Annotated in this window: 11 protein-coding genes and 1 pseudogene; 3 read left to right on the top strand and 9 right to left on the bottom strand. The window is 41.1% G+C overall.

Annotation, left to right across the window (positions count from 1 at the left end; translation table 11 throughout):
• Nucleotides 1–172: 172 nt before the first annotated feature.
• The 4 genes from AC0YNZ_RS30770 to AC0YNZ_RS30785 form a co-directional block, all read right to left on the bottom strand.
• Nucleotides 173–658, bottom strand: coding sequence for a hypothetical protein (locus AC0YNZ_RS30770; RefSeq protein WP_475830178.1), 486 nt, complete (start codon nt 656–658; stop codon nt 173–175).
• 169 nt (nt 659–827) lie between these two features.
• The gene (locus AC0YNZ_RS30775) at nt 828–2,129 is read right to left on the bottom strand and encodes a hypothetical protein (protein WP_475830179.1); all 1,302 of its coding nucleotides are present in this window, start codon (nt 2,127–2,129) and stop codon (nt 828–830) included.
• 492 nt (nt 2,130–2,621) lie between these two features.
• On the bottom strand, nt 2,622–3,599 hold the full coding sequence (locus AC0YNZ_RS30780; RefSeq protein ID WP_475830180.1) for a phosphotransferase enzyme family protein: 978 nt from the start codon (nt 3,597–3,599) through the stop codon (nt 2,622–2,624).
• A gap of 307 nt (nt 3,600–3,906) precedes the next feature.
• Nucleotides 3,907–4,335, bottom strand: coding sequence for a hypothetical protein (locus AC0YNZ_RS30785; protein WP_475830181.1), 429 nt, complete (start codon nt 4,333–4,335; stop codon nt 3,907–3,909).
• A 382-nt stretch (nt 4,336–4,717) separates the two neighbouring features.
• Between AC0YNZ_RS30785 and AC0YNZ_RS30790 the strand changes: the two genes are divergently transcribed.
• A complete protein-coding gene (locus AC0YNZ_RS30790) occupies nt 4,718–5,002 on the top strand; it encodes an RNA polymerase sigma factor (protein ID WP_475830188.1) in 285 nt (94 codons plus the stop codon).
• On the opposite strand, the pseudogene AC0YNZ_RS30795 reads toward AC0YNZ_RS30790, so the two are convergent.
• Nucleotides 4,938–5,141: pseudogene (locus AC0YNZ_RS30795) on the bottom strand (IS4 family transposase); the annotation flags it as partial. The gene AC0YNZ_RS30790 and the pseudogene AC0YNZ_RS30795 sit on opposite strands and share 65 nt — an antisense overlap.
• A 410-nt stretch (nt 5,142–5,551) precedes the next feature.
• Here AC0YNZ_RS30795 and AC0YNZ_RS30800 point away from each other — a divergent pair.
• Nucleotides 5,552–6,916: a hypothetical protein gene (locus AC0YNZ_RS30800; RefSeq protein WP_475830182.1), complete on the top strand. Its 1,365-nt coding sequence runs from the start codon at nt 5,552–5,554 to the stop codon at nt 6,914–6,916.
• Between the two features lie 317 nt (nt 6,917–7,233).
• Here the strand turns inward: AC0YNZ_RS30800 and AC0YNZ_RS30805 are convergent, their stop codons facing one another.
• Nucleotides 7,234–7,683 (bottom strand): hypothetical protein, encoded by a 450-nt coding sequence (locus tag AC0YNZ_RS30805; RefSeq protein WP_475830183.1) that lies wholly within the window; start codon nt 7,681–7,683, stop codon nt 7,234–7,236.
• Between the two features lie 838 nt (nt 7,684–8,521).
• On the opposite strand from AC0YNZ_RS30805, the gene AC0YNZ_RS30810 reads away from it, so the two are divergent.
• The gene (locus tag AC0YNZ_RS30810) at nt 8,522–9,808 is read left to right on the top strand and encodes a galactokinase (protein WP_475830184.1); all 1,287 of its coding nucleotides are present in this window, start codon (nt 8,522–8,524) and stop codon (nt 9,806–9,808) included.
• Nucleotides 9,809–9,997: 189 nt separating this feature from the next.
• On the opposite strand, the gene AC0YNZ_RS30815 is transcribed toward AC0YNZ_RS30810, so the two are convergent.
• From AC0YNZ_RS30815 to AC0YNZ_RS30825, 3 genes are all read right to left on the bottom strand, one after another.
• Nucleotides 9,998–10,480, bottom strand: a complete 483-nt coding sequence (locus AC0YNZ_RS30815) for a hypothetical protein (protein WP_475830185.1) — start codon at nt 10,478–10,480, stop codon at nt 9,998–10,000.
• A 240-nt stretch (nt 10,481–10,720) separates the two neighbouring features.
• Nucleotides 10,721–11,008, bottom strand: a complete 288-nt coding sequence (locus AC0YNZ_RS30820) for a hypothetical protein (RefSeq protein WP_475830186.1) — start codon at nt 11,006–11,008, stop codon at nt 10,721–10,723.
• A gap of 213 nt (nt 11,009–11,221) precedes the next feature.
• Nucleotides 11,222–11,632: a hypothetical protein gene (locus AC0YNZ_RS30825; protein WP_475830187.1), complete on the bottom strand. Its 411-nt coding sequence runs from the start codon at nt 11,630–11,632 to the stop codon at nt 11,222–11,224.
• Between the last annotated feature and the right edge of the window lie 215 nt (nt 11,633–11,847).

Here is an 11,847-nt window from a genome sequence, read left to right on the forward strand (position 1 = left end):
AACGAACGGTTACAAGCAAAACTAAACGGCCTCAGTCCGATGGAATTTAGGACCAAGGCCGCTTAATTGATTTTTGTTATTTGTACTGTCTACTTGACGGGGTGCAGTTCACTGGCCGGCTGCCGTCGTGTCATCATTGAGCTATAGTACCCGTTAGTTGAACTAATAACGCCTATTTTTTAATAAATTCCTCTGCTTGATTTGCATCCACTGGATAATTATCAATCGTTACAATGTTGAGATAAAATGCTCCAATTGAACACTTTAAATCAATAAAGGAATGCTCTCTGGGATTATAATCATCACTTTCCTGCTCCCAGAGCTCATCATGGAATACGTATCCAACAGTCAAAGTTGTTAAATCCAATACAATGGGATCGCCATTTAAACCCGAGCCTATGATAATTAAGCTGTTATTAATGCATGCTTGATTTTCATCTTCTAAGTTGTTACTTGCGATTTCATTAACGTAGTTAAAGTAAACATTATTAAACCGAATAGGCTGCGAGTAAGAAAACTCATTAAAGAAGTCAATTATTGGTTGGGGAGCATTGTGCTTTGTTAAAAATTTTATTGCTTCACTTGAGACTAATTCCTTCCTTAGGGAACCGTTCAGTTCAAGGTGCTCGAGTGCCTTCGTAAACAGTACCTTGTCCATATTTTCCTCCTATTACATGACTGTAACTTTAGTCTACACTTAACTTCGCCTCGTACAATACAAACTCCTTGTGTTAATGTAATCCGCCTGTTAACTGAACAAAGGGCCGCCTGCGGCAGCCCTCTTAGTGTTTAACTATCGTACCCGATAGTTTAATGACACGATAAAACTAATAGTTGAATACTTGGTTAGTGATGGCATCGCAAATCCAATTACATTGCAATTCATACTCTAAAGTCGCTAAACGTTTTAGTGGTGATTCGGAACGCAGGTTATACGGATGAACCCGATACCCGAGCGAAAGGGAAATTTTATCTTTTAGTTGCAACCAAGCGGTTTCAGCGGATATGACATCTCGAATCGTATCTACTTCGGTAACACCCTTTTCCTCCCACATTTCCTGGGGATCATGCACCATTAAAACTTTCCCCTTACTACGATCGATCCATATCTGCACTACGGTTCCTAGAGAGGGAATACCGTTTATTATACGGTGGAATCGTACAACGATGTTACCAAACTCAGATTCCACCATTGGTTTATCTGACCGTTCTACCAACGCAAAATGTCCGCTTTCTTCGGGATACTGCTCCTGTAAGCAGGTGACCGCTATTTCGACAACTCGTATCTTTTCTTCTTCTGTTATTTCTTCCCGAAAGGGGTGTGGTTCCGATAAGTCCACTTCGGTTATCTCATCTTCCAATGTTAATGACTCAAATAACTTGTTGGAAATAAGGGGTTTACTCGGCGCTTTTATTTTCTTCTTTTTCACCTCTAATTGCTGTGCCCATTGTATGGTTTCAACCACACTTATTTCTTCTGATACTGTTTTTCTCCCTATTGTTGCATCAAACCATTCATCTTTACATGCGTAAATGGGATTACTTTGGCGAGGGAAATACACCAATACCAGTTGCTCAAGAGATAGCTTTTGCTCAATCTCTTCAGCGGATAAGTATTTTTCTATGGGCACAAATTGAACGTCGTCCCAACGCACACGGAGGCCCACAATATCGTGCTTATTATTGAAAACGAAATACAACATCTGATAGTCACGAACTTTGAAGCCATCTTTCTGGCGGAAATATTCCAGTTCGAAGCGCTCATTGTTACCCTCCATGTATTTCTTAGAAATGAGTAGCTCCGAATTGGTTATTGGCAACTCTAGTTTAACAAGCCAGTCCAATACTTTTGAATGAAGTAGCTCGAATATAACGTGATCCATTTCTGATGGTTTATTTGTATTGAGGATAGGTTCCTTGCCTCTAAACTCCACGATCTGACCAGTTAGAGCATCTAAAACAACCTCGATACCCTTACTCCATTGTAAATCTAGTGTATAAAAAGGGGTGTTATTGTCTTGATTTCTGCGGTATACAGCTTTTCTGATTTTGTTCGAATGTGGTATCTCAAACCATTTTTGAACAGACTCAATCCCTTTTTCTTTGCTGATTAACTTCATTGTAGCCATGAATACTTCTCCTTTCACCTCGCCCCACTTTCTATTGTTGACCAACCATTTTCATTTCAACTACCCGTTACTTCAACAAACGAAAAAAGAGCTGCCTTGTAGCAAACTCCTCAGTTATAGTTACTCCGTTAACGAAACAATCAAAAATCAGGTATCTGTTATCTTAACGTACTCATAGAAAACGAAATACACCCTAACAATACCATCACAAATCCGATCAACCAAAAAATCAATGCCCATGTGCGATAACTTGTAAAAACTAACTCAAGGAATATATTCGTTATTATTTCTAGGATGGCTGCCCAAAACGGTTGGTCAGGGCCTCCTTTTTTCCAAAAGTACACTCCTAACAACATCAATAGTAGTCCAGTTATAAATAGGATATTTGCCGTGTTCAGAACATACCACTACCTTATAACTCATTATTTCCAAAGAGGAGCTTCCACGAAGCAAGCTGCTCCACTATCGTACCCATTAGAGGAATAAACAATTTTACATTCGCGAAAAGTCCATATCAATATATGGTGTGTTATTCAGTAAGTTGAAATAATAGAAGCGTCGAGCTTGTTCATGCCATTCACTCCAATCAGGAGCATTAAAATCTCTGCTTCTATATAGCGCGGATAAAACTCTAGCTTGTCTTAAATCGATAAATAAAGGTATTTTCTTTAACCATACTTGACTTATAGTATTTTCTTTACAATAGCCGTTTAAGAAGTTGGAAAAAAAGCGCTTTGTAATCTCCTTCCTTACCTCTCCATCCACAACCCACGGGATAGGGATTTCGTAAAATAATGGAGTAGCAATATCAGACACAAACCAGCTATATTCCGCCTCGTCAAAGTCGATAATATGGGCCTTATCCCCATCATTTAGATAATTACCGCAGCTGACATCCCCATGAATAAGTCCGTATGTATCTTTATCCTTGGAAAGAGCGCTAACTTCCCCAATTAAACGGTCGAAACTATTATATAATTCTGACGGACAATAGTTTTTAAATGAAGCTAATAAAGCATTGTCATTCCATTCATAGCGTAAATGTTGGGGGGGATAGTGAAGTGAAAGCTTATGTATTTTTCCAACAAATTGACCTATATTCTCATAAAAAGTATTGCTCTCCTCGGCAATTTTTGCATTTCTGCCAGGGGCTTTCTCAAAGGCTGTAACAACAAAAGCATCGTCAATTGTATGAAGAAGATCACCAGTTAAAGACTGAATCGGTCTAGCTACTTTTACACCAGACTCCGCCAAAAACATGATAAAATCTAATTCCGCTTTCGTTAATGTTTCATTCCGATGTGTGATATGGGCAATTCTTAGAATAACTTCACGATCTCCGACCAACCCAGAATAAACGAAGTTTTGAAACCCATTTAAATCGATCATTGAGTCTTCGCGTATACCATAACGTTCCGCGGCCTGTCTCAATACATCTTGATTGAATAGTTGTTTTATCTTTTTATCCACATTATTCCTTGACCTCCGAAAGTAATTTGATCTTATTCTAATCGAAATCAATTAATTGCGGTCAATAAAAAACGTCTTTAATTAAACTATCCTGCCAGTTAGCACAGCGAGGCTGCCAGTCCATACCGGCAGCCTCGTCCTGGTGAGTATTGATCTATCGTACCCCGTTTTGTCGACAGCCTTCTCTGATGTTTATTCAGCTATCGTACTGAGGGAGTTCAATGGATTATTTCAATAATATAACTTCTTCAAGAAAAATTGACACGAGCTGTACCATTCCCTAGCAAGAAATTACACTCGAAAAATTTCACCTACAATTTTCTTCAATAGTTACTTTGTCATTATTAATTGTGACTTCTGAATATCCCGACAATGACTCAGTATACGAACATACCGCTTTTGATATGGTTTCTCCTCTTGAATCGTTATATTTTAAATAGATGCCTCCTTCACCAGTCAAACTTAGCTTGGGCTTTATTTTTACTTTCTCGCCACTTTTAATTGTCTTCGAATAATAATCCTTAGAAGCTTTAATTTCCCCCGATGGGCCTTCTACTGTCCCCGTTTCTACAGAAACAATATCGTAGTCTGATTGATTATTTATCGTTACCGAGAAGCTTAGAAATTGTCTAAAAACGTCTATGTTAGTTCTATAGAAATTAAAGAATAAAAAAGCTATTATCATCAAAGAAAATGCCGCAACTATCAGAATAAAAGACCTTTTTTTTATTTTCACATTCGTAACTCCCATCATTATTTGTTTCAAATCACACTATAAGTAACGTATCCAATCCATTATAAGTTACACTCGAGTTATTACGCTATCCTGCCAGTTAGCTTTACGACACTTTCAGTACATAACATATCTTATGTACCGAAAAAACCAGCCCCCTTAAAGGACTGGTTTACGCTTCGTTCATTCAACTATCGTACCCGTTAGCTCAATGACTTGTGGTACGGTTCTCCGTGCTGTGTGTAACAATCCTTTGTCATTTTAGCCTGAGTAAAGTAGTTTTTCTATGTGAACTTCACTATTATTTAATTACCAAATGTAACGAAATGGTAGGAAGGCAATCATATATACGTAAGGAGGTGAAAATCTGAAGGATTTTGAAAATATCTACAAGCAATATTTCCAAGACATCTACTTGTTTGTGCTTTCGTTAAGTCGTAATGAATCCATTGCTGAAGAAATTACACAAGAAACTTTTTTTAAGTCTTTAAGGAGCATCGATACATTCAAGGGCCAATGCAAAATCAACGTTTGGTTGTGCCAAATCGCAAAAAACACTTATTTTTCCTATCTAGACAAGCAAAAACGGTTTGAGCCAGAGCACAAAACCGAGCGAGCAGCCCGGCGGCTTTGCTTCTATTCCGTTCAAACATTGAGTCGTCAAAGATAAACGCGGTCTCTCTGCTCGCCGAGGTCAGGTTTTCGATCCGTCGTACCGTCTCTCCGCTAAGCGACAGCAAGAACCGCCGCCACGCATAACCGCCTTGATTTAAAAAACGGTACATTGTATCTTTGCCGGGAAATGACTCGCGTTCTGGACAAGTTAAACCAGCTTTAAAAATAAGCTGGTCCTCTAAATTACATTTTATGGGAATAATCTTACGAACTAGAGCAAGAGCCGTCTCACTAGGCCTTCGCCCAAGCAAGAAAAGCAATTTTTGACAAGTTCTCAATAATTTTTCCCAACGACAACGATTCAAATTTATTATATCATCATGACTAGTTAGAGTGGGGTGCATTTCCAATGATCTCAAATATGTGATAAGCGATCCATTCTTGAACTTACAGAGTATGGGATGTTTCTTGCAGTTGCAAACCTCGCTACCATTTTCATGCTAGGTTTGCGAGCGGAAGATCATGAATGTTTATATAGTAAAGATTAGAGTTAGTAGATTTTAGATTTTAGCTTTATAACAAATATTATTAGGAGTGATCCCAAATGTTAACGAATCTCAGAAACTTTCGCAACAGATTGTCATTATTGATGGCAAGTACGCTAGTAGCAAGTCTTTTCGTTCAAATGCCGGCTTCGGCCGCTACTGCCACCGACACTTATACAGACCTCATAAACCATGATTTTGAAACGGGAGATTTGACCGGCTGGAAGGTTGAAAGCGGGACTGCTTTTTCAGCAGCTGACGTTACATCGGATACTTCCTTCTGGGGAGGTCCCTTCAATCAGAACGGAAATCACCATTTATGGGGGTATAAGGATGGAGGCGACGGTCAAACAGGTGTTTTGTCATCCGGATTATTCACCCTCGGAGGACAGGGTCAAATCGATTTCTTAATTTCTGGAGGCAATGATATCAATAATTTGTATGTAGCGCTTGTGCGGGCTTCGGACGGCCAGGTTCTTTTTAAGGCAACAGGGGCCGAAACGGAGCAATACTCGAGAGTGTCCTGGGATGCGGCCTCTTATATCGGAGAGAATCTGTACATTAAGGTCGTGGATCAAGCGACAGGCGATTGGGGCCATGTGAATATCGACGATGTCAATGTTCAAGTCCAGCCGAAGGAACTGTTCAACCATTCCTTCGAGAGCGCTATTAATGGAGATCAATTTCCTTCCTATTTTAGAGGCTGGACCGTCGTATCCTTCTCCACTCCTTCTTATTACCCTGAGCAGTATGTCACTTCTAAGACCAATTGGTGGGGCGGCACCTTTAACCAGGACGGTATTCGTCATCTGTGGGGCTTTAATGAGAATGGAGACTCTGATTATCCACGTTCTGTTCTCAAATCGGAAAATTTTGTGCTCAGCGGTAACGGCAGTATTGATTTTCTGATTGGCGGCGGAAATGATATCAACAATCTTTATGTTGCGTTGACCAGGGTTTCCGACGGGGCCGAGCTCTTCAAAGCGACCGGCAACAACTCGGAAACTTACCGCAGAGTGCAGTGGGATGCACAGCAATATGTAGGCCAAGAACTGTATATCAAGGTTTTGGACAACAAATACACCAGCTGGGGACACATCAATTTGGACGACGTCAATGTACAGATCCAATCCGGATCGGTTTCTTCCGATACCCAAGCGCCAACCCCGCCTACGGTTTCGTCATATTATGCGTATGGTTCTGTGAGAGTAAACATATATGGCTCGACGGATAATGTAGAAGTATACGGCTATCTGGTCACGAGTGACGGCAAAACAACTTTTTACAACAAAAATTATAGTGGCAATTATTTTGGTGTTAGTGGCAATCCGATCTCAGTAAAAGCGGTTGATGCTGCAGGGAATGTGTCTGGTCCTACAACGTATACGATTCCTTCAACCTACTCCTATGAAATTAGAATTTAAATCACAGACACACTTATATAGCAGCAGCGGCCCTTCGTGGCCGCTGTTCTTTTTTTTGTTAATCGGGGTAGTACCAGCGTCGCTGTCACCAGGGGCAAAGTAGTTGGATATATATGTTAACTTCATGCACTTGAATTTCGTTATGATTGGGGCAATACCAGCGTAGCTGGTACCACCCGCAAACGTATGGAATAAAATTATAATTATCATGTCGGGATATTTACGTCAATGGTCAAAGACGGAGCTAGGCTGCCGATCCATGTCGGCAGCCTAGTCTTATTTGGAGATTGAACTATCGTACCCGTTAGTGGAATGAGCTAACCTATACGTCTCCTATTTCTCCATATAATCATGGTTGTTAAAAGGACGACCACAAGACCGACAACGGACAATGTTGCTACCCAAGTTTTTTCATTGGACAGCTCTTGAAGCGGTCCTACTTGGGATGCCTTGAAAAACTTATCATCTACCTTAACTGCAATTGCATCCTCAATATCCACTCCTTTAATTTCAAACAACGAGCTTCCCACATGATGTTTTATGTTTGACTCGCCGCTTTTCAATGGCATCGGAGTTCTTTGGTGCTTAATTTTTCCAATTTTATTGCCGTTGTCTTTGCTGTCGACTTCCTCGGCAGAAAGACTATACAAGAAATTATTCCAAGCAACGCTACTTGGGTAGGTGCTGGCAAAAGCACCTTCTATATTCGACGAAAACCACGATAAAACAATGACAAATAACAAAAGTAAGCATTTTATATGCTTCATGAAGAGCCATTCCTCCATTTATTTGTTGAACAAATCTGCCTGTTAACGGAAGAAGTCCGCCGATTGTTTCCGAGACAGCCTCGTGAATTAGTTTATTTAACTACCGTGACCCATTTGCGTAACGAGTTGAAGTTTTAATCTTACCCAAGATGGTACTCGTAAATAGGATAATAAAAAACAAAGGGATAAGAATTATGCTTACATCTAGCCATAAGTAGTCAGTCAATAAGTAATGGTTCCTTGGGAAGTATTGAGAAATGTTGGACAATGGGTTAGCTTCGATATCCATGTTTATTTTTTTAGTCTCTTTCTGGTTATATAACACATCAGTGAGAAACATAAAGAAGCCAGGCAACAACGAATAAAATAATCCACGATAAACGGTTTTTATAATTATTCCTCCTTTTGGTAAACGTTTTAATTTTAGACGCAATATTCAAAGAGAAGTTACGCTAAACTGCCCGTTAACGTCACGTTACCGGTCCAGTCTAAAACTAATTTTTAGTCTAATACTTTTTTTCTGATAATTGATTCCAATTACAAAACCAACCTTGGTCTCGAGGGCGTAGAGGAGGGGCTTGATCAATCTTCCTCCCTGATGGCGGCGCACTTAAAGGATACTCTCACAGCCTACTGATGAAATTAAATCGAATGATTCCTGGTTGCCGGGCGCGGCGCGGCACGCCTTCCGTGCTGCGACACAGCTGGTCGCGCGCCCGAAGAATAACCCCGCAGTACCGATTGCTTTCATAAATGTCCTATCCGTGAACGCTGCCTTTCGGTACAATGGACATGATAACTACTACTCAAACAGTTAGAACCAGGAGGAACATTCAAGATGAACGATCAATTCGAGCAGCTTTTTGATTCGGCTCAGGCACAACAGCTGCTGGAGCAGATGTACGGCAGCGAAGAACGAGAGCGACAGATCGACAGGTACCAGAGGTGTATGGAAGGATACAGTGCGCAATATGGAAAGACAGAGTCGTTGAAATACTTCAGTGCGCCGGGTCGCACAGAGATAGGCGGCAATCATACGGACCATAACAATGGAAAGGTGCTGGCGGCTAGTATTCAGTTAGATACGATTGCGGCTGCAGCAGCCATGGACAGCGGAGTCATTTCGGTAATTTCCGAAGGGTATCCAGGCATGTCAGTCATCAATCTAGATGATCTGGAACCGCAGGCAGGCGAGGGAGGGACGGCTGCTTTGATCCGCGGTATTGCACACGGTTTCCAGCAGCACGGGTACCGAATCGGCGGATTCAATGCTTACGTCAGCAGTAACGTGCTTCCGGCGTCAGGACTCAGCTCCTCAGCATCTTTTGAAGTTCTGATCTGCCAGATTCTAAGTACTTTTTATAACAACGGAGAGATGGATGCGGTCATGATGTCGCGCATCGGAAAGTATGCCGAAAATCTTTATTGGAACAAGCCATCAGGGATGCTTGACCAGATGGCCTGCTCGCACGGCGGTATGATCACAATCGACTTTAAGGAGCCGGCAGAGCCGCAGATCGAGCGTATTCCAGGTACCTTTGAAGCAGCGGGTTACAGCCTTATCATCGTCAGTACCGGCGGTAACCATGCTGACCTGACGGAGGATTATGCTTCGATCCCGAACGAGATGCGGGCGGTGGCGCAAGCCTTCGGTGTAGAGGTGTGTCGCGATTTGACGGCAGAGATGATCTACGGCCGGCTCGCGGAACTCCGTGAAACTGCCGGAGATCGAGCGGTGCTGCGGGCGCTGCATTACCTGGATGAAAATGACCGCGTCGGGCGGCAGGTAGAGGTAATTAAGGCGGGCGAGTGGCAGAACGTGCTGAAGTATATTACCGCTTCAGGTAATTCCTCGTGGAAATGGCTGCAGAACATCTACCAAGAATCGGTATCCCGTGAACAGGGGATTGCGCTTACACTCGCCATTACCGAACGTTTCATCGACCGGTTGGGCGACGGTGCCTGCAGAGTACACGGCGGCGGCTTCGCCGGCGTCATTCTCGCCGTTCTGCCACATGCGGCGGTAGCGGAATACCGGGAACTAATCGGGCGTACGACCGGCACGGAACTGTTCACGATCCGCGTGCGCGAAATCGGAGCGGTCTGCTTGAATACGCTCTTGTAGGTTCGGATGGCTTAATCGTCATCGGATGGCTTAATCGTCAATTGTAGGCTTCCCTTATACTAACAGGTTATTTATAATTCACCTGTCTATCGTAAGGGGAGCATGCAATGGCCGGATGTTGTCGTGAGTTTATTGAACTATCGTACCCGTTAGCGTAATAAACTGGTGCATGCACCAAATCGATTTTAATTATTTTGAAAAAAATTGAATATCATCAAATGCACTGTTAGCGTGACCTCTTACAAAATCATTAGAATCATTAAGTGCCTTTTTAACAATGGGTAGAACTTTTTCAGTTTCTAATTGTCTATGTATTCTAGCCAGATGACCAAAACAAAGTACAGCAATTCCTCTAACATTGGAATTACTATGATTGATAAATTGTATACAAATATCTTGTACCCATTTCCAATCTTCCTCATTAAGGGCAAGTCCAAGCAAAGCATTTATGATCCTTTTGTCGTCTCCTAATTTCAATTCCTGAATTGCAGAATCTTTATCATATTCCTGAATTTCTTCGTATTTTCCATTGTCCATTTTAGGACCCACTTTCATTTCAAATAATTGTTCTTTGAATAAGAGTATATCATTCCCCTCTAAGTTAGCCTGCCCTTTAGCTAAATAAAAAACAAGGAGCAGCTGCCAACGACAGATCGCTCCTTGTTTTTTCAACTATCGTACCCGTTAGCTTAATCGAAAGATTCGCAAGTCAAATGTAAATAATCAAGATGTCCTTCATTATAATGGTATTTCATCTTATCTCCTACATAAAGCTTATTTCCACATTTTATACAATTGGAGATAGCACTTGTTCGTAGCCAAATCACTTTCTCTAGGGAATTTCAATCTGGTCAATGTCAAAGTTGTTGATTTGAAGGACTATCCTTTTCGAGCTAATAAAAAAAATATATATCACATAAATTCACTCAATATTGTTGAGTAACCAGAAAATAAATCGATTTCTTTATCTAATGTACTTTTCATTTTGGTTCCGCACTTCTCACTACAAATTGCAAAAATTCCATCAGTACCTTGTTGTTTAGCTTCTGATCCACTTGCCACAACAATAAATGGTACACTTGTATTTCTACTCGTTAAGTGTAATGAGATTATCTTCCCTTCCTGCTCATTAATATCTATACCTTCTTTAAATTTAACATTCAGACCAAAACAAGGGTTATCTTCTTTAATTTTCTTCATACACCAAGAGCATCTTAACATAATTGCTTGTTCTCCTTTTCCATTTTTTTCATTCCTAAAGTAAGGCAATCTAGAGACATAATATCCTATATTTCAATTAATACCACAGAGCAAGAAAGTTAATCCGTTCTTTCATGGTAGTTGAGTGAAAAAATGAAGCATCTGCACCGCGGCAGCTTGCTCCACTATCGTACCCGTTAGTTCAATACATCCTTATCTTTTTAATATAAATCTTGGTGAAGCACCATATTCTTGTTCCCCTTCAAAATAAGCCAGCTTTCCTGGAATACACGAAATCATTGATGGCATTCCGAATCCGACAGCTTTTTCTAATGCCATTAATAGGGGGAGTTCTTTTCCGTCAATTTCTTCACACCACGAAATTGAGTAACAAAATTCTCCAGCACCGTGCATTTTCATTATTTCTGCTATCCTTTTGGGGTTAGAATTAGGCCTGGGAATTTCAATCATAAATTCCTTACGGAGAGTAACTGAATAATTGTGATTCAGTCTCTGTATAGCATCAAGACGTTTTTTCGGTGAAGATAACTCAAACAATACTCTTTGTTGAATTGTTTTATTAAAAAATGATTTAACAATTATTTCATCAAGTTCTTTGCCCATTTCCAACCCTCAACAGAATTCTAAACTAATATGTACATTACGCTCTACTGCCCGATAGTTCAGCAGGCTGCCGAACGGTTTTCGGCTGTTCGAAGAGGGGGAGGGACTTCATGAAGGAAAGGCTTCTGGAGGCCCGAGGATCTGCGTCCGGCCTTATCACCAAATCGCGGGTGTAAAAAAGGCCGCAGGGCGATCCCGCGGCCGATCATTAAGTT

Source organism: Paenibacillus sp. J2L1-98, from assembly GCF_056269405.1.